Raw genomic sequence first — 25705 nt, 5'->3', positions numbered from 1 at the left:
GTGGAACATCGACAAAAAAACCCGGTTCAGTATTTGGCGAAAATATGTGACAATAGAGATACACAATAATACGAAAGGAAGTGCAGCGGTTGTGAGAAACATCATCTCGTTCAAATTCAATCCTTCGAAACTCAGACTGAATAAGTTCATTGACTTTTACGGGTATTGCTCGCACTTAGAGCAGAACATCTATGTCTATGGGAAAAAAGAGGCGCATAAAATCCACCGTCTGTCCGAACTTCTTTCGTTCATTTTATTTACTCATGATGAAGAGTGCCTGATTGTTATTGAAGGACAAGGGATCAGCCAGACGAAAGAGTATATTTCAAAGAATATGGCAGAAGTATTGTCTGCATAAGTAAGCGTTTACATCAGCGATACGATGCCGGAATTCTTGCCGCTTCATTCGCAGCCGTCTTTCTACTATAATGAATAGAGTCATCGCAAAATGAATACTTATTGGAGGACGGCAGGAAATGAACACGAAAATGACTGAATTGACGGCGCCGATCAACCCGTCGAATGACCCGTGGGAAGCCTATCGCGACATGGAGACGTACGGCCGTCTTGAACTGACAAATGTGGAACTGACAACGACGACGCTCTGCAATATGAGATGTGAGCATTGTGCGGTCGGCTACACATTGCGGAAACGCGACCCGCAGCCTTTGCCGCTGGATCGGATCATTAAAAGACTGGACGAGGCATCCCATCTGCACGCGCTGAGTATCACCGGCGGAGAGCCGATGCTTTCAATGAAGGCAGTCAGGGAATATGTCGTTCCCATCTTAAAGTATGCCCGCGAGCGGGGCCTCAGAACACAGATCAATTCAAATTTGACACTGGATCTCGCCCGATACGAATTAATCATTCCTTATCTGGATGTACTCCATATTTCTTTTAACTATGGAAGTTTTGAAGACTACTCGACGATCGGTTTTGCAGTTATGGAGAAGAAGCCGAAACGGGATCAGCAGAAACTCTTTTTCGACAGGATGGTTGAAAACGCCCGGGAATTATCGGCAAGAGGCGTTCTTGTTTCGGCGGAGACAATGATTAACAAGCGTACTCTGCCGCATCTCGAACGCATTCATGAACAGGTCGTCGCGATGGGATGCAGGCGGCATGAGATTCATCCGATGTACCCGAGCGACTTTGCCGGAGCACTTCAGGTGGCGACACTCGACGAAATACGTTCGGGGATCAGCAGGCTGCTCGATGCCCGTGATGAGAATGTCTGGATGCTTTTCGGTACGCTGCCCTTTTATCCGTGCAGTTCGGACGATCGGGATCTGGCTCTTTTAAAAAGGCTCTATGAAGCGAAAAATGTAACGATACGAAATGATCCGGACGGCCGTTCGCGCCTGAACGTCAACATTTTCAGTGGCGATATCATCGTTACGGATTTCGGCGATACGCCGCCGCTCGGCAACATTCGGACGACCGCTCTTGAAGAGGCCTACCGGCAGTGGATGAAAACGCCGCTGGCCGAATCTTTGAACTGCCACTGCCCGGTCGTAAAATGTCTGGGTCCGAATGTGCTTGTCAAGAATACTTATTATCGGGATATCGATTTTACGACCCGGACTGCCCGGATCGCCCGGGAATAAATAAAATGAATTGCTTTTTCCGGGCGGAACGAAAAAATCTGCAGAGAGGAGCGGAAATCCTGCCGAGCTTCCGTCTTAAACATTCGGCACGTTTTCCGTCTTTGCCTGCTCCCGATGCCTCAGAGCTTTAGACAGTGACATTTGTCATCTCAGAGTTGACAAAAGGTCACTATTTTTTTGCCTTCCCGCTTGGTAGACTATGGGTAGACCGGAAGGGGGATGCTGAAATGATTATTGAGGTTTCCGATCTTGTGAAACGTTATAAAGACAATCTGGCGATTGATCACCTGAGCCTGCAGGTGAAAGAGGGCGAGATCTTCGGACTGCTCGGTCCGAACGGCGCAGGAAAGACAACCTTAACCAATACGATGCTCGGTCTGACGACAGTTGATCAGGGAACGATTAAGATCTTCGGGAAGGAACTTCGGAAAAACGAACGGGAAATAAAGAGGCACATCGGGCTCGTGCCTCAGGATATTGCCGTTTATGAGGAGCTGTCGGCGCTGGAAAATGTCCGGCTTTTCGGCAGGCTCTACGGTCTGAGCGGGAATGCGCTGAAAGAGGGGACGGCCGATGCCCTTGAATTCACGGGACTGACCCACTTGCAAAACAAAAGGCCTGCACAGTTTTCCGGAGGCATGAAGCGGCGGCTGAACATTGCCTGCGCGCTTGTCCATAAACCGAAATTGATCATCATGGATGAACCGACCGTCGGCATCGATCCGCAATCGCGCAATTATATTCTGGAATCGGTCAAAAAGTTAAATGCAACGGGCTGTACAGTCATTTATATTTCTCATTACATGGAAGAAGTGGAAGCAATCTGTTCGCAAATTGCCATTGTCGATAAAGGAAGGATCATTGCCAAGGGCACTAAAGAAGAATTAGCCAGACTGATTATCGACGACCATGCCCTGTTCGTCGACATTGAATCGCCCGGATTTTCTATCGTCGACGCATTAAAAAAGCTGCCTTCCGTTAAAGATGCGGTGATCGATGACCATACGGTGCGCATTATCTCTGCTGCTAAAAATATCAATGAGGTTCTGTCGGTGTTCCTTGATGAGGGTGTCATTGTGACCAAAGTGTCGACGAATACCCCGACGCTGGAAGATGTGTTTCTGACGCTGACCGGCCGTGCGCTTCGGGAGGGATCCATTTGAAAACGATTATCACCGTCTGCTTCAGCACGATCAAACAAAACTTCCGCGATCGGCGAGGCCTCCTGCTGATGCTGCTCCTGCCGGTGGTTTTAACGCTGATTCTGGGAACGGCGCTCAGCAACGCCGATTCAACAACGGCGTCCCTGGATATCCGCGCCGGAATTGTCAATCAGGACCGGGGATCCCTGGCGATGTCAATGGTTGACTTTTTTCAGGAAAAACAAATCCGCACGGTTATGAAAACACGCATTTATAAAACGGAAGCCGAAGCCAACAAGGATTTAAAGAAGCAGAACCTCGATGCGGTGATCGTCATCACAAAAGGATTTTCCGCGGCCGCCGTGCGCGGCCAAAGCCATCATCTCGACTTCATTACAAGCGGAGATCTGGAGAGTTCGGCCGTCCGAAGCATTGCCGACAGTTTTCTGAAGCGGATGAATGCTGTACAGGCACTGGCCGCGGCCGGTGTTTCTCCCCAGAAAGCCGCCGGTGCGCAGCTGGTTCCGCTTTTGTCGAACCATGCTTTGAGCGTTAAAGGAAAGGTGCCGGATGCGAGCAGTTATTATGCGGTGACCATGCTGATCATGATCATTTTATATGCTTACGCATACGGTGTGGATGCAGTCAAGGAATCGCTGGATTCGCCGATCGGCTATCGCATTCAATCGCTGCCCGTCCGTCCGATGAGCTTCTTTACCGGTAAAGTGTTCGGCCATGTTGCAACCATCTTTTTACAGATTCTCATCCTGATCGTTTTCTTTAAATTCATCTATAAAGCCGATTTCGGCAGTCATCTCTGGTTTGTTTTCGGTTTGTGCTTTCTTCTGGCCGCGATCGTCACGCTGACGGGTATCGCTCTCACGCTGCTGTCAACGGAAAAAACGGCCGATGCTCTGATGACGTTCATTGCCCCCCTGGCCACTTTTCTGGCCGGCGGCTATGTGAAACTCAGTTTTCTGGAGACCAATCCGATTACGTCGGCGATCCGCGGCTTCATGCCCAACTCTCTCGTTCAGACACTGATTTTTCAGGATATCTACGGCGGTTCCAGCCTGTCTCCGTTGGTTGCCGTCTTTAAATTGGTCATCATTCTGGCGGCGGTTCTGCTGCTCACGGCGGCCGGACTAAGGAGGAGAAGCTATGGTTATCTTTCAAAATAATCTGAAAAGGTTTATGAAGAATAAGCTGACTCTGGGAATCAGTCTGATTATACCAATCTTATTTATTATTGTGGCGTTTTCCGGTTCAGGGGATCAGAGGGCGACAGTCGGCGTCATCGATCATGACGGGACGCAGCTGACAAAGCAGATGATTCAGACGATGAAGGGCCAGGCGGATGTGGTCCGGGTGACGGATAATAACCAGCGCGATCAGCTGATTAACGGAAAGGCCGACATGGTCCTGATCATTGACAAAGGATTTACATCGTCGCTGATCGCCGGACAGTCGAAGCCGCTAAACAGCTACCATGTTTCGGAAAGCAATATCTCGTCCGGAGTGAGCGCCTTTATAAGCGGCTATCTGCAGGATATTGAATTAATGGCGAAGCAGTCGCAGGGGCGGCAGCAAGTGTTTTATCAGGCGCTGAACCGCTACAATCAGAATCATCTGGCATTGCGCGTTCGAAGTGCGGACGGTCAGGCTGCACAAAAAGAAAAAACGCTGAGTTCGCTCGGATTCGTGATCTACGGCTGTCTGATCATGATGATTGCTCTTCCGTCCAAACTGATCGTTGAAGATAAGGAGAAAAAGATTTTTGATCGCTTTTTCACGACGCCGCTCTCGCTGAGAAGCTACAATGCCCAGCATATCCTGAGCTACCTGCTGCTGGCCAATGTCATGATTTTTACGATGCTGGCGATCCTCGCGGCCGGGTTTCATGCGACGTTCGGACCGTCGATCTTTAATGTGTACGTCGTCCTACTTATTTTTTCGGTCGTTGCGATATCGATCGGCGTTGCCTTGAGCGTGGCTGTCAACAGCACGCGGCAGGCCAATGCGCTGACCTGGCTGATCACGACGCCGCTGGCGATGCTCGGCGGCTGCTTCTGGCCCGCGAAAATCATGCCTTCCTTTATGCAGAAACTCGCGGATTTCACGCCGACAGCATGGGGGGTTAAGGCATTGACCAAGCTGGTCTACGGAAACGGCTTAAACGATGTTATAATTGAATTAACTATTTTAGCCGCTTTTGCCGTTATCTTTTTCCTTCTTGCTTCGTGGCGGACAAGAGATATTGCACATTAATGGCCCCCGGAGGCTGCCTATGATCTATTTCTATCAGCTTATCCTGTTCTGCCTGCTGGGCTACGGACTTGTGACCGGCAAAAACGCACCGACTCCTGTTGAAGTGGTGTGCTTTTTGCTGCTTATCGTGGTCAATCTGCTGAAAACGAGATATCTGCCGAGAAAATGGCTGACTCAGAGTGAATGGCTGCTTATTCTTCTCTTCGGGATCAATCAGCCGATTTTTGTCATCGGTTTTGCGCTCCTGCTTCCGGAGACGCTGAAGGCAAGAAATCGTCTTTTAGCCGGCCTGGCTTTTCTGATTCTGCCCGTTCTTTTTATGCTTGATTTTCCGCATATCCTGCTCTTTTTAATTTTTTTCGGTGTCTGTTGCTTTTTTGTCAGCCTGATCGATCGGCTGCAGGAAAGCGAGCGGCGCTTCAGAAAGATTGCAGATGATGAACGCTATTACATCTATGAGCTGGAAAAATCGAAGCGGCAGATTCTGCAGCAGGCAGAAAGGCGCACCCGTCTTGCCGAACTGAAAGAAAGGAACCGGATTGCCAGAAACCTGCACGACACGATCGGACATACGATTGCGGGTTTGTATATGCAGCTTCAGGCGGCCTATAAAGTCAGAGAAAAAAATTTGCAGAAATCCGATGAGCTGATTGAAAAAACGGTTGCCGGATTATCCGATGCATTGCGGATGGTGCACGATACGGCACATGACCTGATACCTGCAAAAACGTCCGGGCTCGAGAGGGTCAGACAATTGATTCAATCGTTCCATTACTGCGAGCTGTCCTTCGCCTGTTCCGGAGATATGAAGGACATTCCGGAGCGGCACTGGGAAATCATTGAGGCGAATGTCCGGGAAGCACTGACGAATATATTCAAGCATTCCGAGGCGACAAAAGCCGGCATAGAGCTGAACGGGAACAGGCATTTTGTCAGGCTGTTCATTCATGACAACGGGAAGGGGGCCCCCGTCGTCCAGGATCATCTCGGTTTGAACGGCATGAAAGAAAGAGTGAGTAAAATGGGGGGCAGCCTCTCGGTCGACGGACAATCCGGTTTCAAGATTGTCTGCATACTGCCGCTGACGAAAAAGGAGAGTGGATTATTTGCGGATTCTCATCGTTGATGACGATGCGCTGATTTGCGACAGTCTGAAACTGCTGATTGATCTGGAAAGCGACATGACGGTTACAGGCACATGCAAAAACGGCAGGGAAGCGATTCGCTTCTTTGAGACGGAAAAAGCGCCCGATCTCGTGCTGCTCGATATCCGCATGCCGGTCATGGACGGCGTGCAGTGTTCGGCTGAACTGAGGCACAGATGGCCGGAGACGAAGATCATCATGCTGACTACTTTTCGTGACGACGACTATATCAGACAGGCGATTAAAAATGGGGCGTCGGGCTATCTGCTCAAAAGCCAGTCGGGGGATGCGATCATCGATACTCTGCGGGCGGCCTTTCACGGCAGCATGGTGATGAGCAGTGAAGTGGCCGAAAAGCTTTCCGATATGCTGCACTCTTCGGCCCGTAAGCTGACTGGAAGGCCGGCCGTGGACGATTCACTGACCGAACGGGAAAAAGAAGTGCTTGCACTGATTGCGGCCGGCCGTTCCAATAAGGAAATTGCCGAAAGGCTGTACTTGAGCGACGGAACCGTCAGAAATTATATCACGCGCATGCTCGAGAAGCTGCAGCTGCGTACGCGTACGCAGCTCGCGGTCTATTATATAGAATGCAAATATGGAAGGAACAGCTGACCGGGAAGACTGCAGCTGTCTTTTGAATCTTCGCCGGCGTCGATACATAACCGTCACCCGTTCCCGAATTCAGCCGGTATCGATATCGATACATAACCGCCACATCCGCTGCCCGAAGCAGGGAACCCTTCGCGTGAAAGGACGGTTTCTGTGGAAAAATGTCGATGAAAAACAGGTCGAACGTGTCGAACGTTGTGTTAAACTTTTTAAAGAAGTTGAAAAGAGATTGTAAATACGGCCTGTTCTGTTAAAATGGAATTTGGGCCTGTTTCGCGGCGGCATTTTTGCTGTGCGCGGAAGATCGGCTGTTTAGAGAGGGCAGAGAGGTGGAGTGGGTGCATCTTTTTTCAAAAAATGATAAATTTTTTAATATGCTTTCGATTATCTCACTGAATCTGGAGGAATCAGCGCGTTTTTTTATGGAGTCGAAAATCAAAAACGAGTCGGATCTTCGCGATTTTTCGCAGAAAATGAAAGACTTCGAACGCAAGGGCGACTCCTATGTGCACGAACTGATCATTGCACTTAATAAGACATTCGTGACGCCTCTGCAGCGTGAGGATATTCTTGAGCTTGCCATGAAAATGGACGATGTGCTTGATGGCTTTGAAGAATGGTCGATGCGGCTCGAAATCTACAGACTGACGCACACCGATGAGTATATGGCCAAGTTTGTCGGCTACCTTTTTGAAGCATCCAGGGAAATTGCACAGGCCGTCGATCTTCTGGCGAAAAAAAATTTGTCGGGGATAAGGAATAATGTCATTAAGATAAACGATTACGAAACCGAATGTGACGATCTGCTGGCAAAATGCATTACAAATCTGTTCCGGTATGAGCAAGATGCGGTTAAAATCATTCAGTACAAGGAACTTTATGAAATGCTGGAAAGTGTGGCCGACAGTTGTGAGGATGTCGCGGATACACTCGAGACGATTATCATGAGGAATGCATGATGCTCATGCGGAAAAAAGGCAGCAGCCGGACATTGTCGGCCGTTTCTGAAAATCGGCCGTGCAGCTTCGAAAAAGAAAGGATTTTTTAAATCATGCAAAGTTTGTTCGCCTTGACACTGATAATCGTGCTGCTCGCTTTTGCGTTCGACTTCCTTAACGGTTTCCACGACACGGCCAACACGATTGCCACGTCGGTTTCCACGCGCGCTCTGCGGCCGCTGGCAGCCATTATTCTTGCGGGAACGATGAATTTCCTCGGCGCAATCACATTTACCGGAGTTGCCCAGACGATAAGCAAGGGTGTCATTGATCCGTTTACGATTCATGATGAAACGAGGGGCATGATTATCGTGATGGCCGCGCTGATTACCGCAATCATTTGGAATCTGGTAACCTGGCTCTTCGGCATACCGAGCAGCTCGTCGCATGCGATCATCGGATCACTGGCCGGCGCGGGCATATCGGCATTCGGTTTTCATGCGCTTAATTTATCCGGATTTATAGAAATTTTTGAAGCCCTGATTTTTTCACCGATTGTAGCGATAACGGTCGGATTCATCATCATGAGTCTATTCAATTTTTTCTTCCATAATTTCCCATTAAAGAAAACGAATCAGCGGTTCCGCACTTTTCAAATCTTCACCGCAGCGCTGCAGGCATTTGCTCACGGAACGAACGATGCTCAGAAAACAATGGGAATCATCACGATGGCGCTCGTTGCATCAAAATATCTTTCAGTAGTGGAAATTCCGATGTGGGTCCGCGTGACTTCCGGGATTGCAATGGCCATGGGCACGACCTTCGGCGGCTGGCGGATTATTAAAACAATCGGGACCAAGATTATGAAAATAGAGCCGATCAACGGAGCGGCCGCGGATTTATCTTCGGCGGCGATTATTTTTAGCTTTACGGCCCTGCATTTTCCCGTAAGCACGACCCATGTGATTACCTCCTCGATTCTTGGAGTCGGTGCCGCCGACCGGGTCCGGGGTGTTAACTGGGGCATGGCGATTAATATTGTCATAACGTGGATTATTACGCTGCCGACAACGGCAGCGTGCGCGGTCGTCGTCTTTAAAGTTTTAGCCTGGCTTTTATAATCTGTAATCGGAACGGCGCTTGAGAAACGGATGTTTCCGCGGCGCCGTTTTTCGGCAGCAATTTGTACCGGCTGTACAAAAATCAGTTTTCGTGGCAGCGCTTACAATTTACAACAAAAATATAGCTTCAAAAGACTGAATAAAATAAAGAGAGAAGGACCTTCCACGCCGCCGGAGACGAACCGGCCTTTTGTTTCAGCTTCCGCTTTCAGGTTTTTACGGAAGTTGCTTTTCTCCAAAAGGCGTTCTGTTCAAATCTGCCGGGGACGGCACCGGCTTGCAGGTCAGGAGTCAATCCGAGCAGGCAGACACTGCTGCTGAAACTCGACAATCATCTCGTCCAGTTCCCGGCTGCATCGCAAGGTTTCGGCAGCGTACATTCCATAGATCTTAGCGATATGAAAAAGTTGTTTTCTTTTTTTCTCGATTTTTTCTAAACTTGAAGGATATATTTCCTGTGTCTTATTGACTACTGAAAGGCTGCACATGAGACCTTCGTCACCTCCCTGCGATCATATGTATACCGGACTAACGATTCTAATTATAGCATGCAATAATATTTTGTCCATGTCTCCATTGGCTCAATGCTCTTTTTTTCACAAAGAATCAGATTTTGATTCTTTTCATTCAGGGCCGTATGATAGATTCAGCAGAAGCTTATGTTAGGCTTATGAAACTTTGGAGGGCAAAGGTCATGCAGCTATCCGATTTTGAACTGATTACGGTGCTTTCCGATGAAGGAAATATGAGAAAAGCAGCCGAAAAGCTCTTTGTATCCCAACCGGCTCTGAGCCAGCGGCTGCAGCACATTGAACGTGAATGGGGCACTCGGATTTTTTCGCGCTCAAAACGCGGAGTCAGCCTGACGCCGGAGGGCGAAGCCATTGTCCGCTTTGCCAGGGAAACGCTGGAGAGGGCTGCGGAAGTCAGAGCCGAAGTCGGCGCGCACGGTTCGGATATCTACGGGACACTGAAACTGGCCGTTTCATCGGTCAACGGGCAGTACTGGCTTCCGGAGGTTCTGAAAGATTTTGTGGAGAGTTATCCGCTTGTGGAAATTTCGCTGGTGACAGGCTGGTCGAGTGAAATCCTGGAACGGATGTACCATGCCCAGTGCCATGTGGCCATTGTCCGCGGAAATCCGCTTTGGAGGGGAGAAAAACTGCATCTATTTTCCGATCCTCTGAATCTGGTCGATACAAAGATTGAGACGCTGAACGATTTGACCAGAGATCAGCGGCCTTATATTCAATTCAGAAGTGATTCTTCCTATGATCAGATCATAAGGGAATGGTGGCATGATCAAAAGTTCCGATCTCCCGTCAGAACCATTCTGGTCGATCAGATCGAAACATGCAAACAAATGGCGACTCACGGCATCGGCTACGCGGTTCTTCCGTCGATCAGCCTGACTGAAAAGGACCGGGTGCATCGGATTCCGCTGACGGACAGGCAGGGAGCCGCCTTGAAGAGGGACAACTGGCTGCTGTACGATAAGGAATCTCTGCGGCTGAAACAGGTGCATGCATTTATTGAGCTTGTCCGCCATAGACTTTTAACCTGAAATTCGATAAGATATCTGTGAATGTTCATTCATTTTGGGAGGCTGAAAAATGGATCAGATGGATGCTTTTGAAATTATTTCGTTTCTGCAGAACAGCGTAAAAAAAACGCCGGTTAAAGTATACATAAAAGGAAATCTTGACTCGATCGATTTCGGTGCAGATGTCCGGACGTTTATCAGCGGTTCCGCCGGTACTGTTTTTGGCGATTGGCAGGTGATTCGGCCGATACTGGAAGCAAACAAAAATCTAATAGAGGATTATGTTGTTGAGAATAACGGCCGGAATTCGGCCGTCCCGCTGCTGGACCTGAAAGGGATCGAAGCACGCATCGAACCCGGCGCCCTGATCCGCGAGAAGGTTGAGATCGGCAAAAATGCCGTCATCATGATGGGTGCCGTGATTAATATCGGTGCCGTGATCGGGGAAGGCACGATGATCGACATGAATGCCGTGCTCGGCGGCCGGGCGACAGTCGGGAAGAACTGTCATATCGGGGCGGGTGCCGTGCTTGCCGGAGTCGTCGAGCCTCCGTCGGCCAAGCCGGTTGTTATCGAGGATGATGTGCTTGTCGGGGCCAACGCGGTTGTCCTGGAAGGCGTGCATGTCGGCCGGGGTGCCGTCGTTGCCGCGGGTGCCGTTGTCACCCAGGACGTTCCTGAGAATACGGTCGTTGTCGGCGCCCCGGCCCGGGTGATTAAGACAATTGATGACAAGACGCGTTCGAAAACGGAGATCATGAAGGAGCTTCGCCAGCTGTAAAATTGTCAAGGAAAAATCGGTTTGTTCGGACGAAAGAAAGGATCTTAGCGATGGATTATAGAGCGGTCAGACGGGCGCTGCACCAGATTCCTGAAATCGGATTTGAAGAGGTGGAGACCCAGGCTTTTCTTCTGGATCAGATTCGAAGAATGCCCCAGGAGCGCATTCAGATTAAGAAATGGAAAACGGGCCTCCTGGTCAGGGTAGAGGGGACAAACCCGTCACGGACGATCGGATTCCGGACGGATATCGATGCATTGCCTGTCCGCGAAAATACCGGCTATCCGTTCCAGTCGCAGCATGAGGGGAAGATGCATGCCTGCGGTCATGATTTTCACATGACGATTGCGCTCGGTGCATTGGAACAGATCGCACAAAACCCGATAAAAGATCATGTACTTTTCATTTTTCAGCCTGCGGAAGAAGGACCCGGCGGCGCCGTTCCGATGATGGCAAGCGGCGCATTTCAGGAATGGAAGCCGGACTTTATCTTTGCTCTGCACGTTTCGCCGGAATTTCCGGCAGGCACGGTTGCCATAAGGGAAGGCATCCTTTTTGCTAATACGTCGGAACTTTTTATCGACTTTTACGGGAAGGGCGGCCATGCGGCCTATCCTCATCTGACCTATGACACCCTTGTTGCGGCCTGCCATTTTGTTGTCGGTATTCAGAGCATCGTTGCCCGCCGTGTCAGCCCGCTCAACTCGGCTGTTCTGACAATCGGCAAAATGAGCGGCGGGACGAAACAGAACATTATTGCCGAGCACGCCCGGGTCGAGGGGACGATACGCACCCTGGATCAAGAGACAATGGCCCTGATCAAGGACGACATCGAGCGCCAGGTTAAAGCCACTGAAATTGCCTATCACTGCCGAAGCCGGATTGATTACGGTGCCAACTATTATCAAGTCTACAATCACAAAAAGTATGAGCAGCCGTTTGTCGATTTCTGTGCCAGAAAAGCCTTTCCCTATATCATCTGCGATGCAGCGATGACCGGGGAGGATTTTGGCTACTTTTTGAAAGAAATACCGGGATTCATGTTCTGGCTCGGGGTCGGCAAAACGGCGGGGCTGCATTCATCCGATTTTAAGCCCGATGAATCGGCGCTCGAACAAGGCGTGCGCGTCGTCAGCAGCTTTATTGAGGAGGGCATCTGAACCGCCGGCAGACGGGCCATCGTATCATTTTAAAGAGGATGGACAGAAATCGCTTTCTTATAATGAAAGTCCGTCATTTTCATTATAAAAAGGAGCCGGTTGTTCCTATAGTGAAAATCAAGATAAAAACCGGGAGGGATCACATATGAACCCCCGGTTTTTATTTTTAAGGACTGTCGCCCATCTTTATATTATATATAGAAAGAAAATTGCCGCCTGAAAAAAGGGCTGGCGGCAGCCGGTTCCGTCTATTGAGAGTGCCTTCATTGGCTTTCGGTTCCGGAGTGAGCCTTTCTTTAGAAACCCGCAGGCGGGCATGCTATGATAGAGAAAGAGCGACGTGGCCTCTCCGAAAAAAAGGGCGGGCTGGTTGTTATTTCTGATAAAAATAATTTTAAATGATAATGGTTTGGATGATTATGGATAATCAGGCTGATCAATCCCTTATTTGCAGAGCTTTTATTTAAATTAAATTAATTATTAACTGATATTGACTTAAATTTAAAGGGATATTATAATGAAAATGTTCTCTCATGTTGAGTGTGACATTCCAATAATTCAGGAGGTTTTTGAAATGGCAGAAAGACTTGTTAGCGCTAAGGCGCCGCTCTTTGAACTTGATTGTGTGAATCCCGATGGTTCGTTTGCAAAAGCCAGCCTGGAAGAAAATATTAAAGCCGGAAAATGGACAGTCTTTTTCTTTTATCCGATGGACTTTACATTTGTCTGCCCAACAGAAATTACGGCTTTCAGCGACCGCTACTCAGAATTCGCCGATCTGGGCGCCGATATCATCGGCTGTTCCTGCGATACGATTTACACACATCAGGCCTGGATGAAGACTTCGCGTAAAGAAGGCGGCATTGGAAAAATCAATTTCCGGCTGGCGGCCGATCATACACATGAAGCTGCGGAAAAATACGGCGTTCTGATTGAAGATGAAGGCGTTGCGCTGCGCGGCCTGTTTATTATCAGCCCTGAAGGCGACCTTCGTTATTCCGTGGTCAATGACAATAACATCGGACGCGATGTAGATGAAACGCTGCGTGTTCTTCAGGCGCTTCAGACAGGCGGCCTTTGCCCGGCAAACTGGCATCCGGGTGATGAAACCCTGCACGTTTGATTTTAGTAGGGAAAGGCGTTTGATAAATAACATAATCAAAGAGCCGGCACCGTTTTTTTTGCAGGTGCCGGCTCTTTGACTGCCGTCTGCCTGCACAGAATGTTCAATTTATCAATTTGTTTACGTTCTCCATGCTTTGCTATAATGGGAGTAGCGTATCATCGGAACGGGAGAATCCGGATTTGCGGGCATGATCGCAGAACCGGCGATTTTGAGAGGAAGTGCATGTGTTGGCTGAGCTGCTGGTATTCATTGCCCTTTGGATTCTGATTTACAGTTATTTAATTCTTGCTTCCGTAGATTTTGGAGCAAGTTTTTATCTTTTCTATGGCCAGGTGATTCAGAAAAGGGAGCGGATCTATAATGCGCTGGATAATTACCTCTCTCCGATATCGGAACTGGCCAATATTTGCTTTGTCTTATTGTTTGCGGCCGTTCTGACGTTTTCGCCGGACATTTCTCTGTTTTATCAGATACCGTTTTTATTCACAGGAATAACAGCCGTTCTGCTGACCTTGGTGAAGGGCACTTTTTATGCCCTGGCGGAGCTGCTTCCAAGAAGTTCCGGACTCAGGACTTTCTGCGTTGCCGGAAACGGCTTGACCGGGGTGCTCATTCCTCCCGCACTCAGCATTGCCATGGTCATCAGCGAGGGGGGATTTTCCGGATCCCGGAGCATCGCTTTTTTTATAAAGCAAGTTGGCAATAGTCTCTATTTTTGGTCCGTCATCACCGTTGCGATCGTCAGTGTGTTCTACATAAGCGCCATGTACCTGGTCCATTTTGCCCGTTCATGCGGCAATGAAACGCTCAGTGACAGTATGAGGAACATCGCTCTATTCTGGTGTATGCCTACCGTTGCGGCAAGCGGATTTGTCTTTCTCGGACTCGAAAAGCAGAACCCGGATCATTTCATGAAAGTGCTGAACTTTTCATGGATGTTTCTGCTTTCGCTCCTTTTTTGTCTGCTTGCCGTTACCCTGGTTTTTATAAAACGGTACTATCGCTTATCTTTCCTGTTTGTTATGCTGCAGTACTTCTTTGCATTGATCGGCTACAGCCTGTCGCATCTGCCTTATGTTATTTATCCTGAAATACAGCTTGCTTCCAATATCGTCGCCCTGTCGACATCCCCGTGGCTCATTCTGCTGACCATGGTTCTGGCCGTTGCCGCTGCCGGTTCTGTTCTTGCCTTCAAGCGTTTCATGTTCGTCGGGAAGACCGCTTTTCAGCAATCCAACAGCAAATAGTTCAAGTATGAACAGATCTTTTGATGAACATCCGGAGAAAAAAACAGGTTTGTGTTTTCCCTCGGCGGATGCGATTTTACCTGAAAAAACGATACAGCTAAAGAAGCTCACGGCGTCAATGTTAAAAATTCTACGGGAACGGCCGGAAGGGCCCGCTGCTACAGTGAGGGGCGGTGCCGCAGGCGTGCATGACGCATCAATGGTCCGGGCTGCAGGAAGAGCGGGATGAATAGTTTTGTACGGAGACTGTCCGTTTTATGGATACGTTGTGGTCCGGCAGCCTTCCCGGGGGACAGCCATGAGCGTTTAATCCGCCGACGGAGGGCAGAAAGAGCCGCCTGCTAAGTTATATCCTGCCTCGTTTTTCCTGCTGATTCTTTCATTTTTTTATAAGAAAAAAACCGGGCAAAGCGCCCGGTTTTCCTTATCTTTCTTATCGGCTGTTTTCTACTTGTTTGTTTCCTTTTTCGTTGACCTCCATGATAATTGGAAGGATCATCGGCTTGCGCTTCGTTTTTTCATAGAGGAAAGGAGCAAGAATCTCATTCACTTCACTCTTGATGTCGGACCACTGCAGCGCGCCGCGAAGCATGGTTTCTTGCAGATGCGCTGTCAGCAGCTCCTGAGCCTCGTTGATCAGGTCTCCGGACTCGCGCATGTAAACAAATCCTCTTGAGATGATGTCGGGTCCCGCCAGAATTTTGTGGGCTTCCATGTCGACACTGACGACGACAATGACCAGTCCTTCCTCTGAAAGAATGCGGCGGTCGCGCAGCACAATATTGCCGATATCGCCGATGCCGCTTCCGTCGATGTACACGGAGCCCGAAGCAATCTTTCCGGTTACGCTGGCCTGATTCTGATCCAGTGCCAGTACATCGCCGATATTCATGATAAATGAATGGTCGTATGGAATTCCGCAAGCATGTGCCGTTTCCACATGCTTTTTCAGCATTCGGTATTCCCCGTGAATCGGCATGAAGAATTTCGGCTTGAGCAGCCGGAGCATCAGTTTTTCTTCCTCCTGGCCGCCGTGGCCGGAAGTATGGATGTTGTTCAGCTTGCCTTGGATCACGTCGGCTCCCGCCCGGTAAAGCTGATTGATCGTCCGATTGATGCTTACCTTGTTGCCCGGAATGGGGGACGCTGAAAAGATAACCGTGTCGCCCGGCTGCACCTGAATCTGGCGATGGGTTCCTCCGGCGATTCGGGACAATGCGGCCATCGGTTCCCCCTGGCTGCCTGTGCACAGGATGGTTACCTGATTGTCGGCAAGATGATTAATCTGCTGATGGTCGACAAACGTATCCTTCGGTGCCTGGATATAGCCCAGCTCTTCGCCGATGGCCAGCGAAGCCTCCATACTGCGGCCGAACACGGCGATTTTTCTCCCCGTGTCGACGGCAGCATCGACAACCTGCTGAAGCCTGTGGATATTTGAGGCGAAGGTCGCAAATATGATCCGCCCGTCCACCTTCCTGAAAATGTCCTTAATATTTTCTCCCACTTCCCGTTCCGTCATCGTAAATCCGGGAATTTCGGCGTTTGTACTGTCGGACATCAGGCAGAGCACGCCTTCTTTTCCAATTTCCGCCATCTTTGTCAGATTGGCAATCTGGCCGCCGACCGGCGTGAAATCAAATTTGAAATCGCCTGTTTCGACAATGTTGCCGGGCGGTGTCTTGACGACAATTCCGTATGAGTCGGGAATGCTGTGCGTCGTTCGGAAGAAGCTGACGGAAGTTTTCTGAAACTTGATCACGTCGTCTTCTGTGATTTCATGAATGACGGTCTGGCGCAGGAGATTGTGTTCCTCCAGTTTATTGCGGATTAAACCCGCGGCGAGCTTGCCCGCATAGATCGGAACGTTGAGCTCGCGAAGCAGATAGGGCACACCGCCGATATGATCTTCATGCCCGTGCGTAATAAAAAGGCCTTTTACTTTGTCGGCGTTTTTGACCAGATAACTGTAGTCGGGGATTACGTAATCGATGCCGAGCAGATCATCTTCGGGAAATTTTATTCCTGCATCGATCACAATGATCTCGTCCTGAAACTGCACTGCGTAGGTATTTTTCCCGATCTCACCCAGTCCGCCCAGTGAGAATACCGCAGTCTGATGGTTTTTAACAAATTTCATAAGATTATATCTTCTCCAATTTAAAGTCGGCAGACTGCTTTTCGTATTCGAGAAATTTACCGCTCAGCGGCTGAATAAATTCAACGTTATACGGCCTGTCTGCCAGTTTTTTCCGAACGTCGCGGACATCGTCGGCTTCAAGATAGAGCGTCTCCGTGTTTTCCCGCACGGGGACCTCCTCCTTCGATTTCTGATACAGTACTTTGAAAACCATATTGCCTGCTCCTTTCTGAGTATAATGATTCTAAGACTCATTATATATGAAAAGCAAAGGTTTTTCATCGTTGACGATATCTGACCGCAGGACGGCTATGCGCCGCGGCCCGACTTTATCAAACGGTCCGCCCTTCCGTCTCATTAGTTTTTACAAATTATTAAGGAAAAAATACCTCAGTCCTCCTTGACGACCTGCTATAATTAAAAAGTGCGTGCTTGACCGGCTTAAATCCTGGCTGATCCGCGGAGAAAGAGGGAAGGCTGTCTGTTAAAGCATTCCGCCCGCTCTTCCGCCGGCCGCCGGAAAACCGGATGACGCCGTCTATTCAACATCATGAAAAAATACTGAGGGGGATTGACGATGTCCGAAATAAAAATAGTCTTTTTCGACATCGACGATACACTGTATGACCAGGACAAAAAGATACCTGAGTCGACGGCGGAGGCTATCGAAAAGTTACAGAGGAAAGGCATTATTACAGCGGTTGCGACCGGCAGGGGTCCTTTCATGTTCGCTGATTTGAGAAGGCAGCTGAATATCCATACGTTTGTCAGCTATAATGGATCTTATGTCGTGCATGAGAATGAACCGGTGTTAAGGAACCCGCTTTCAAGACCGATACTTCAGGAGCTGGAGAAAGAATCATCGGAAATTGGAAACCGGCTTGTTTTTCTTAATGAACAAACGATGAGAATTGACGGCAAAAAAAACGATCGGGTTGAGAAGGGGATTGCCAGTTTAAAATTAAATTTCCCTTTTCCTGAAGAAGATCCCGGTTTTTATAAGCAGCATGACATCTATCAGGCACTGCTTTTCTATTCGGAACGGGATGATTCGAGCTACTTAAGGAAAGAGCCGCTGAACACATTCCGCTATGTCCGCTGGCATCCCTATGGAGTTGACGTCATACCGAACGGCGGATCCAAGGCTTCGGGAATCGGAAGCATACTTGAAAAAATGAATCTGTCCGCCGATGAGGCCTGCGCATTCGGAGACGGCAACAATGATGTCGAGATGCTGTCGTTTGTCGGGACGGGCGTCGCCATGGGCAATGCGGTCGCCGGCGTAAAAAAAGCCGCGGATTTCGTGACCCGTCCCGTAAACAAGGACGGCGTCTATTACGGCCTTAAGAATATCGGACTTTTATAAAAGGCAGCGCCGGAAAAAAGAATTCCGGAAAACAGCGGAAGGCTGTGCCGGCAAAAGGGCGCTCTGAATTGTATAGGCATGAAAAAACCCGGGCCTGCTTAATGCTGCCCGGGCTTTTTCATTAAAGTTCATGATCGGCAACGTGGTCGGGTATTTTGAACGGATCGGATTTATCAATCCGGTCGAAGAAAAGGATACCGTTCAAATGGTCGATTTCATGCTGAATTGCAATCGCGGGATAGCCCTTCAGCCGCAGCGTCAGCGGTTTCCCGTCGATGTCGAATGCTTTGACCTTCACGCGCGCGTGGCGGGGCACAAAGCCGGGAACTTCGCGATCGACGGAAAGACAGCCTTCTCCGCCTTCGAGGTACGTATTTTCAACGGAATGGCTGATTATTTTGGGATTAAACAGCATGTATTCATAGTGTTTCCCATGATCGTCGTCCAGCAACAGCGCAATCATCCGTTTGCTGATGGCGATCTGCGGTGCTGCCAGACCGATACCGGCGCGCAAATTGAATTTCTCAGCGGTTTCCTTATTTTGGCTGTTTTTTAGAAATTCGAGCATTTTTCTCAATGTCTCTTTCTCATCGCCGGTTGCCGGAAGCGGGACTTCCTTGGCCGTCTGTCGAAGAATGGGGTTGCCCTCCCGTATAATGTCGTCCATTGTAATCATGATTGATGCCACTCCTTTATTTCCATCCATTAATTCTGTAAGTACAGTGTATCATTAAAATCGGGCTATGTTTACTATGCTGTTTGAAAGGAGGCATCCGGGCCGTCCGTCCGCTTCCGTTTAAATCGGCAGCCGATGCCTGTCGGGAAGCCTCACGTTTGACTTAGCCGAATCAGGTATTATAAACTGAAAATGTGCTTTATGTCGCAGTTTATTTTTTTCTGACTGGGAAAAGTAAAAACGACAGATAAAGAGAAAAATCCCACTTCTGAGAGGCAGGACTGCCGGTTCTCCGCGCGGCAGGTCTCGGAAGATGAAAGCGCTTTTGTGATATTTGTCATTTTGTTTTTCAAAAATGAAAAACACATTCTGAAGGAGAAGGTGGAAATATGTCTGCAAAAAATTTAGAACAGATCGAGGATCATTTTCAAACCTTCCGGATCCTCGACGAACAGGGGCGCGTCGTCAATAAACAGGCTATGCCCCAATTAGAAGATGAAAAGCTTAAAGAACTGATGTTTCGCATGGTCTATACAAGAATATGGGATCAGCGCGCACTTTCATTGAATAGACAGGGGCGTCTTGGTTTCTATGCACCGGTTGCGGGAGAGGAAGCTTCGATGCTGGCCAGTGAGTTTGCGATGGAGAGAGAGGACTGGCTGCTTCCGTCTTATCGCGATATTCCGCAGCTGGTGTGGCACGGGCTGCCGCTTTACAAGGCCTTTTTGTACTCACGCGGCCATTTTGAAGGCGGACAGATTCCGGAAGATTGCTATGCGCTGATGCCGCAGATTATTATCGGCGCGCAGTGCACACAGACGACGGGGATTGCGCTCGGCCTGAAAAAGAGGGGAAAGCGGAACGTCGCTTTTTCTTATTTCGGCGACGGGGCCACTTCTCAGGGTGATTTTTATGAAGCATTGAACTTCGCGGGCGTTTATAAAGTTCCGGCGGTCTTTATCAGCCAGAATAACCGCTTCGCTATTTCCGTTCCCGTTGAGAAGCAGACGGCGGCGAAAACGTTGGCGCAGAAAGCACTTGCTGCCGGGATTAAAGGCGTTCAGGTCGATGGGATGGATCCGCTCGCCGTCTATGCGGCGGCCAGGGATGCGCGCGAGCGGGCGATCGGCGGGGACGGGCCGACTCTGATTGAAACACTGACCTATCGGTACGGCCCCCATACCATGGCGGGAGATGATCCGACCCGTTATCGGACCAAGGATCTGACGAGCGCATGGGAAAAAAGGGACCCGCTGATCCGTTTCAGAATTTTTTTACAGAATCTGGGGCTCTGGACGAACGAGGACGAGGAACAAACGGTTGCCAAGGCAAAGGAAGACGTTGCTCTCGCACTCAAAAAAGCCGATACGGTGCCGAAGCAAAAGGTCAGCGACCTGCTTGACAATATGTATGAAAAACCGACGCAGAATGTACGGGAACAGCTGGCCAAGTACAGAGAGAAAGAGGGGGAGCAATGATGGCACAGATGACGATGATTCAGGCCATTACGGATGCGCTTCGCACGGAAATGAGGAATGATGGCGATGTCCTTGTTTTCGGCGAAGACGTGGCAAAGAACGGGGGCGTTTTTCGGGCGACGGAGGGACTCTACGATGAGTTCGGCGAAGACCGTGTTTTCGATACGCCTCTTGCTGAATCCGGAATCGGCGGTCTTGCCCTCGGGCTTGCGCTCCAAAAATACAGGCCGGTTATGGAGATCCAGTTTTTCGGTTTTGTTTTTGAAGCGATGGACAGCGTCGCTTCGCAGCTTGCGCGTCTGCGTTACCGGTCGGGCGGTGTTTATCAGGCGCCTGTGACGATCCGTTCTCCCTTCGGAGGCGGAGTCAAGACCCCCGAATTGCATGCGGATAATCTGGAAGGATTATTCTACGAATGCCCGGGACTGAAAGTGGTGATCCCTTCTAATCCCTATGATGCGAAAGGGCTGCTTATTTCTGCGATCCGCGATAATGATCCGGTGCTTTTTCTTGAACATATGAAGCTGTATCGTTCGTTCAGGGAAGAAGTTCCCGAAAATGAATATACGGTCGAAATCGGCAAGGCGAAGATAGCGAGGGAGGGCTCCGATATATCGATTATCACTTACGGAGCAATGGTGAGGACCTCGCTGAAAGCCGCCGAACAGCTGAAAAAAGAAGGCATTGACGCCGAAGTGATCGATCTGAGAACGATCAGCCCGCTTGACGTCGAAACGATCGCGAAATCCGTTAAAAAAACAGGCCGGGCCGTAGTTGTCCAGGAAGCGCAAAAGCAGGCGGGCATTGCCGCCCATGTAATCGCGGAAATCAATGACCGCGCCCTCCTGTATTTAGAAGCGCCCGTCGGCCGCGTCACCGCACCGGACACAGTTTTTCCGTTTGCGGCTGCAGAAGATGTCTGGCTTCCGAATGAGAACGACGTGATCGGCAAGGTAAAGGAAATTGTCGGGTTTTGACATTTTCCATAGAGAAAAAAAAGAACCGCGCTTTAAACATGAGAAGGAGGGAAGCCCCGTTGGCCTATTTATTTAAATTGCCGGATATCGGTGAAGGAATCCATGAAGGCGAGATCGTCAAATGGCTTGTCAGGCCAGGCGATCAGGTAAAAGAAGATGATCCGCTTGCCGAAGTACAAAATGATAAAGCAGTTGTGGAAATTCCTTCCCCGGTTGACGGGAAGGTGCTGGAACTGAATGCTGAAGAAGGCGAAACCGTTGAGGTAGGAACTGTGATCGTTACACTGGAGTCGGATACAAATCAAAATGAGCCGGATCCGGCACAGGAGACAGCTTCCGTTCCGGAACAGGTATCGGGGTCCGGAAAAGAAGAGGCTGTGAAAAAGGATCATGTCCGTGCGGCTGCCTCGGATGACCAGCCGTCGCGCCGTGTCATCGCCATGCCATCCGTGCGGAAATATGCCAGAGAAAAGGGAATCAATATTGAAACTTTGAAGGGAACGGGGAAAAACGGCCGCGTGCTCCGGGAAGATGTAGATCACTTTATCGCGCCGGCGAATGAACCGCGGCCGTCCGTTCCGGAACGTGCGGAAGAGGAATCTGAGCCGCCGGTACAGAAGTTTAACGAAGGCGGCTTTCCCGAAACAAGGGAAAAATTTATCGGCCTCCGGCGGGCGATCGCCAAGGCAACCGCTCAATCAATGCGGACAGCGCCGCACGTCACCCTGATGGATGAAGCCGATGTCACGAAACTCGTCGCCCACCGAAAACTTTTTAAAGAGGAAGCAGCGGAACAAGGCGTGAAACTGACCTATCTTCCTTATGTTGTCAAGGCGCTCATTGCCGCGCTCAAAGCTTTTCCGGTGATTAATGCGGCTCTTGATGCAGAACATCAGGAAATCGTCTATAAGCATTATTACAATATCGGAATAGCGACCGATACCGAGGCCGGTCTCGTTGTTCCCGTCCTTAAACATGCGGAAGCGAAATCGATGTATGAAATTGCCGGGGAAATTAAAGAAATGACAGACAAAGCCAGAAGCGGAAAACTGGCCGCGGAGGAGATGAGGGGCGGGACGTGCACGATAACGAATATTGGATCCGAAGGCGGGCAGTGGTTTACGCCGGTCATCAACCAGCCGGAATCGGCGATACTGGGAATCGGACGTATTGCGGAAAAGGCTATTATCCGCGATGGAGAAATTGTTGCGGCACCTATGCTTGCTCTGTCCATGAGCTTTGACCATCGCCTGATCGACGGTGCCACGGCTCAACGGGCAATGAATAAAATAAAAAGGCTGTTATCTGATCCACAGCGCCTAATTTTGGAGGGGTAAAAATGGTTGTCGGGGAATTTACGACGGAAGCTGACACAGTTGTCATCGGAGCAGGCCCGGGCGGTTATGTAGCCGCGATCCGTGCCGCTCAGCTTGGCCAGAAAGTCATTGTTATTGAAAAAGAACATGTCGGAGGAGTCTGCCTGAATGTCGGCTGTATTCCTTCGAAAGCACTGATTTCAGCCAGTCATCGTTTTGAGCAGACAAAGCATTCAGATGATTACGGAATCAAGGCCGACCATGTTTCACTGGACTTTCTGAAACTCCAGGAATGGAAAGGGACGGTCGTCAGCCGTCTGACCGGGGGCGTCAGAAGCCTTCTCAAAGCGCATAACATCGAACTTGTAGAAGGAGAAGCACTATTTGTGGAGCCGGATGTGGTCCGGGTCAATCATGGCTATGAATCGACGCGCTACAAGTTCAACCATTGCATCATCGCTACAGGCTCCAGTCCGATCGAAATTCCCGGTTTCAAATGGAGCGACCGGGTGCTTTCATCCACCGCGGCTCTGGCCCTTAAAGAAGTGCCGAAGAAGATGGTGGTGATCGGCGGCGGCTATATCGGCATTGAGCTGAGTTCTGCCTATGCCAGTTTCGGCACCGAAGTGACCATTCTTGAGGGGACACCTTCGATTCTCCCGGCATTCGACAAACGCTTGATTGCTCCCGTAAAGAAGAGGCTGAAAGCCAAGGGCGTCACAATCTTCACAGAAGCGATGGCAAAGGGAGTCGAAGAGACACCGTCCGGCGTAAAAGTGACGGCCGAGATCAAGGGAGAAACCAAGGCTTTTGATGCGGATTATGTCATGGTTACGGTCGGCCGGCGCCCGAATACGAAAGATCTGGGTCTTGACCTGGCCGGAGTCGAAACAACGGAACGCGGCCTGATCAAGGTTGATAAGCAGGGAAAAACGACATCGGAAAAAATTTATGCAATCGGGGACATTGTTCCCGGGCTCGCCCTGGCACATAAAGCTTCCTATGAGGGAAAGGTGGCTGCCGAAGCTATCGGCGGTGAGTCTTCAGAAGTGGATTACCGTGCGATGCCGGCCGTTGTCTTTTCAGATCCGGAGATTGCGACCGTCGGCCTGTCGGAGGAGCAGGCAAAGGAGGAGGGCTACGAGGTTAAATCCGGCCAGTTCCCGTTTGCGGCAAACGGCCGGGCACTTTCGCTGGGTGAAACGGACGGTTTTCTGAAAATTGTCGCCCGTGCGTCGGACGGCCTGATTCTCGGAGCACAGATCGTCGGAACCAATGCGAGCGACATGATCGCGGAATTCGGATTGGCGATTGAATCCGGAATGACGGCAGAAGATGTGGCGCTGACGATTCATGCGCATCCGACGCTCGGCGAGATGGCTATGGAAGCGGCCGATGTCGTTCTTGGAAAACCGATTCATATAGCTAAATAATCTTTTGGCGGGAACGGGCGGAGGGCGGCTTGCTTCACCGCCTGTTTCCTGCCGGCCATTATTCAGCGGTTTATAAAACATGAAATCAAAACTTTTTTAAGTCTTTGCGGATCCGCGGGCATCGGAGTGTTCATGGCAAGCGACGGCCGAAGTGCTTTAAATCGCCGGGGCGGGCTTGATTTTTCAGAATAAATGGGTTCGGCACTTTGAAAAAACAGGAATTTTTAATAGCAATATGAGCGTTTTTTCAGCATAAACTAAAGCAAAACCCGATTGAAAACTGAATATTGAGCTTTATTAAATGTCCCTTTTTTGAAAGCTCTCTTGGAAACGATAATGGAAGGGATGTGGCGGCTGCCATGAAGCAACTCAATCAAACCCTTAACAGGAAAGATGCCGAAAAGAGAATCCCGATTGTGCGCATGGAAATTGATGCGGAATTGGCGCTTTTACACAGGGCGATGCAGCAAAAAGAAGCTGAGACGATAAAACAGTGCAAAGAGAAGCTGGAAGAATTAAGGCGCGAAATGATTCTTTTGGAGATTTGAGCAGGATACGGATTGCGGACCGCAGGTTTGACCGTTCTGTTATTTTTCGTCATGGCTGAAGACAAAGATAAAAGTCTGCCCGTTCGATACCGAAGCCCATTTTAATCATCGCAGTCAGGCGGTGATTTTTCTTTTTGCAGCAAAATGCGTTACTATTTTAAGTAATAAAGAAGCACACGGAAGGGCCTGGAAGTGTCCGCCTTGCGCGGAAACGGGAACCCGCCTGCGAGGGAGCGATCAAATGAATCAAAAAGACTGGCTGATTCTTGAGAAAAGGGCGACAGAATGGATAAAGGAGGCAGGAGAACGATTAAAGCAGTCATTCTCCGCGCCTCTTGAAGTCAGCTGCAAGAGTGCCCACAACGATCTGGTTACAAATATGGATAAGGAAATTGAGAAATTTCTGGTCGGAAAGATAAAAGACTATTACCCAGATCATAAAATTGTTTCGGAAGAGGGCTTCGGGGATGCTCCGGGTTCGACGGACGGCGTCGTCTGGTTTCTCGATCCGATTGACGGAACCATTAACTTTGTGATGCAGCGGCGCTTTTTCGCCATATCCATCGGCGTCTACGAGAACGGGGCCGGCAAAGCAGCCTTGATCTATGACGTGATGGCCGGCGAGCTGTTTCACTGTCTTGCCGGGAACGGGGCCTTTCGCAACGAAACACGGCTTGCGCCTCTGAAAAAAGTCGCTGTTGAGGACGCCCTGATTGATCTAAGCGCGACATGGATCAAACCGAACAGACGGATCGATCAGGATATTCTCACGGATATCGTCCGCAGGTGCAGCGGTACCAGAGCCTACGGGGCGGCTTCTATTGAGCTGGCTTACGTTGCCGCCGGGCTGATCGACGCCTACTTTACCATGAGATTGTCGCCGTGGGATTTTGCCGCCGGACTGATTCTGATCGATGAAGTCGGCGGAACCGCAACACGGGCAGACGGAACCGCGATTGATCTGCTTTCCGTCACGTCGATACTGACCGCCGGTCCTGAGCTTCACGGGGCGATCGCGCGGCACATCGGCCGTCAGACGGCATCCGGAAAGTTTCTGAACGAACCGCATTAAGACCCG

The 25705-nt window shown here is 49.8% G+C and carries 25 protein-coding genes; 21 read left to right on the top strand and 4 right to left on the bottom strand.

Going from position 1 to position 25705, the window contains the following annotated elements; translation table 11 throughout:
- The first annotated feature begins 91 nt into the window (after positions 1-91).
- The 9 genes from Q6A92_RS07250 (at position 92) to Q6A92_RS07210 (ending at position 8836) form a co-directional block, all read left to right on the top strand.
- The gene (locus tag Q6A92_RS07250; protein WP_274397581.1) at positions 92-358 is read left to right on the top strand and encodes a hypothetical protein; all 267 of its coding nucleotides are present in this window, start codon (positions 92-94) and stop codon (positions 356-358) included.
- Positions 359-488: 130 nt separating this feature from the next.
- Positions 489-1610: a radical SAM/CxCxxxxC motif protein YfkAB gene (gene yfkAB, locus Q6A92_RS07245; RefSeq protein ID WP_274397875.1), complete on the top strand. Its 1122-nt coding sequence runs from the start codon at positions 489-491 to the stop codon at positions 1608-1610.
- Between the two features lie 227 nt (positions 1611-1837).
- Positions 1838-2773 (top strand): ABC transporter ATP-binding protein, encoded by a 936-nt coding sequence (locus Q6A92_RS07240; RefSeq protein WP_332237496.1) that lies wholly within the window; start codon positions 1838-1840, stop codon positions 2771-2773.
- Positions 2770-3933 (top strand): ABC transporter permease, encoded by a 1164-nt coding sequence (locus Q6A92_RS07235; RefSeq protein ID WP_274397579.1) that lies wholly within the window; start codon positions 2770-2772, stop codon positions 3931-3933. Before Q6A92_RS07240 ends, Q6A92_RS07235 begins: the two co-directional genes overlap by 4 nt.
- A complete protein-coding gene (locus tag Q6A92_RS07230) occupies positions 3914-5020 on the top strand; it encodes an ABC transporter permease (protein ID WP_332237495.1) in 1107 nt (368 codons plus the stop codon). The genes Q6A92_RS07235 and Q6A92_RS07230 overlap by 20 nt, the downstream gene beginning before the upstream one ends.
- 19 nt (positions 5021-5039) lie before the next feature.
- The gene (locus Q6A92_RS07225) at positions 5040-6146 is read left to right on the top strand and encodes a sensor histidine kinase (protein WP_332237494.1); all 1107 of its coding nucleotides are present in this window, start codon (positions 5040-5042) and stop codon (positions 6144-6146) included.
- Positions 6127-6780, top strand: coding sequence for a response regulator (locus Q6A92_RS07220; RefSeq protein WP_274397576.1), 654 nt, complete (start codon positions 6127-6129; stop codon positions 6778-6780). The genes Q6A92_RS07225 and Q6A92_RS07220 overlap by 20 nt, the downstream gene beginning before the upstream one ends.
- A gap of 371 nt (positions 6781-7151) precedes the next feature.
- Complete coding sequence (locus Q6A92_RS07215; RefSeq protein WP_443029701.1) at positions 7152-7736, top strand: DUF47 domain-containing protein; 585 nt, start codon at positions 7152-7154, stop codon at positions 7734-7736.
- 92 nt (positions 7737-7828) lie between these two features.
- Positions 7829-8836, top strand: a complete 1008-nt coding sequence (locus tag Q6A92_RS07210) for an inorganic phosphate transporter (protein WP_332237493.1) — start codon at positions 7829-7831, stop codon at positions 8834-8836.
- 284 nt (positions 8837-9120) lie between these two features.
- Here Q6A92_RS07210 and Q6A92_RS07205 read toward each other — a convergent pair whose 3' ends face one another.
- Positions 9121-9324 carry an aspartyl-phosphate phosphatase Spo0E family protein gene (locus Q6A92_RS07205; protein ID WP_274397574.1) on the bottom strand — a complete coding sequence of 68 codons (204 nt, stop codon included), beginning with the start codon at positions 9322-9324 and terminating at the stop codon, positions 9121-9123.
- 206 nt (positions 9325-9530) lie between these two features.
- Here Q6A92_RS07205 and Q6A92_RS07200 point away from each other — a divergent pair, with 206 nt between their 5' ends.
- The 5 genes from Q6A92_RS07200 to Q6A92_RS07180 all read left to right on the top strand — a co-directional run bounded on the left by Q6A92_RS07200 (position 9531) and on the right by Q6A92_RS07180 (position 14693).
- On the top strand, positions 9531-10400 hold the full coding sequence (locus Q6A92_RS07200) for a LysR family transcriptional regulator (protein ID WP_274397573.1): 870 nt from the start codon (positions 9531-9533) through the stop codon (positions 10398-10400).
- A 49-nt stretch (positions 10401-10449) separates the two neighbouring features.
- Positions 10450-11160 (top strand): 2,3,4,5-tetrahydropyridine-2,6-dicarboxylate N-acetyltransferase, encoded by a 711-nt coding sequence (gene dapD, locus Q6A92_RS07195; protein WP_332237492.1) that lies wholly within the window; start codon positions 10450-10452, stop codon positions 11158-11160.
- A gap of 41 nt (positions 11161-11201) precedes the next feature.
- The gene (locus Q6A92_RS07190; protein WP_332237558.1) at positions 11202-12320 is read left to right on the top strand and encodes an N-acetyldiaminopimelate deacetylase; all 1119 of its coding nucleotides are present in this window, start codon (positions 11202-11204) and stop codon (positions 12318-12320) included.
- Between the two features lie 574 nt (positions 12321-12894).
- Positions 12895-13443 carry a peroxiredoxin gene (locus Q6A92_RS07185; protein WP_274397571.1) on the top strand — a complete coding sequence of 183 codons (549 nt, stop codon included), beginning with the start codon at positions 12895-12897 and terminating at the stop codon, positions 13441-13443.
- A 227-nt stretch (positions 13444-13670) separates the two neighbouring features.
- A complete protein-coding gene (locus Q6A92_RS07180; protein ID WP_443029696.1) occupies positions 13671-14693 on the top strand; it encodes a cytochrome d ubiquinol oxidase subunit II in 1023 nt (340 codons plus the stop codon).
- Between the two features lie 433 nt (positions 14694-15126).
- Here the strand turns inward: Q6A92_RS07180 and rnjA are convergent, their stop codons facing one another.
- Complete coding sequence (gene rnjA / locus Q6A92_RS07175) at positions 15127-16833, bottom strand: ribonuclease J1 (RefSeq protein ID WP_332237491.1); 1707 nt, start codon at positions 16831-16833, stop codon at positions 15127-15129.
- A gap of 4 nt (positions 16834-16837) precedes the next feature.
- Positions 16838-17047 carry a DNA-dependent RNA polymerase subunit epsilon gene (locus tag Q6A92_RS07170; protein WP_274397568.1) on the bottom strand — a complete coding sequence of 70 codons (210 nt, stop codon included), beginning with the start codon at positions 17045-17047 and terminating at the stop codon, positions 16838-16840.
- Positions 17048-17410: 363 nt separating this feature from the next.
- Here Q6A92_RS07170 and Q6A92_RS07165 point away from each other — a divergent pair, with 363 nt between their 5' ends.
- Positions 17411-18199, top strand: coding sequence for a Cof-type HAD-IIB family hydrolase (locus Q6A92_RS07165; RefSeq protein ID WP_332237490.1), 789 nt, complete (start codon positions 17411-17413; stop codon positions 18197-18199).
- Positions 18200-18320: 121 nt separating this feature from the next.
- On the opposite strand, the gene def is transcribed toward Q6A92_RS07165, so the two are convergent.
- Complete coding sequence (gene def, locus Q6A92_RS07160) at positions 18321-18875, bottom strand: peptide deformylase (RefSeq protein ID WP_274397566.1); 555 nt, start codon at positions 18873-18875, stop codon at positions 18321-18323.
- Positions 18876-19264: 389 nt separating this feature from the next.
- On the opposite strand from def, the gene pdhA reads away from it, so the two are divergent.
- The 6 genes from pdhA to Q6A92_RS07130 all read left to right on the top strand — a co-directional run bounded on the left by pdhA (position 19265) and on the right by Q6A92_RS07130 (position 25699).
- Positions 19265-20353, top strand: coding sequence for a pyruvate dehydrogenase (acetyl-transferring) E1 component subunit alpha (gene pdhA, locus Q6A92_RS07155; RefSeq protein ID WP_274397565.1), 1089 nt, complete (start codon positions 19265-19267; stop codon positions 20351-20353).
- A complete protein-coding gene (locus tag Q6A92_RS07150; RefSeq protein WP_274397564.1) occupies positions 20353-21330 on the top strand; it encodes an alpha-ketoacid dehydrogenase subunit beta in 978 nt (325 codons plus the stop codon). The genes pdhA and Q6A92_RS07150 overlap by 1 nt, the downstream gene beginning before the upstream one ends.
- Before the next feature lie 59 nt (positions 21331-21389).
- A complete protein-coding gene (locus Q6A92_RS07145) occupies positions 21390-22667 on the top strand; it encodes a dihydrolipoamide acetyltransferase family protein (protein ID WP_332237489.1) in 1278 nt (425 codons plus the stop codon).
- Positions 22668-22669: 2 nt separating this feature from the next.
- Positions 22670-24079, top strand: coding sequence for a dihydrolipoyl dehydrogenase (lpdA, locus tag Q6A92_RS07140; RefSeq protein WP_332237488.1), 1410 nt, complete (start codon positions 22670-22672; stop codon positions 24077-24079).
- Positions 24080-24438: 359 nt separating this feature from the next.
- The gene (locus Q6A92_RS07135) at positions 24439-24627 is read left to right on the top strand and encodes a hypothetical protein (RefSeq protein ID WP_332237487.1); all 189 of its coding nucleotides are present in this window, start codon (positions 24439-24441) and stop codon (positions 24625-24627) included.
- A gap of 241 nt (positions 24628-24868) precedes the next feature.
- Positions 24869-25699: an inositol monophosphatase family protein gene (locus Q6A92_RS07130; RefSeq protein WP_274397560.1), complete on the top strand. Its 831-nt coding sequence runs from the start codon at positions 24869-24871 to the stop codon at positions 25697-25699.
- The last annotated feature ends 6 nt before the right edge of the window (positions 25700-25705 follow it).

Source organism: Sporolactobacillus sp. KGMB 08714 (assembly GCF_036598985.1).
Lineage (GTDB): Bacteria > Bacillota > Bacilli > Bacillales > Sporolactobacillaceae > Sporolactobacillus.
This window is presented reverse-complemented; position numbering and strand designations above follow the sequence as displayed.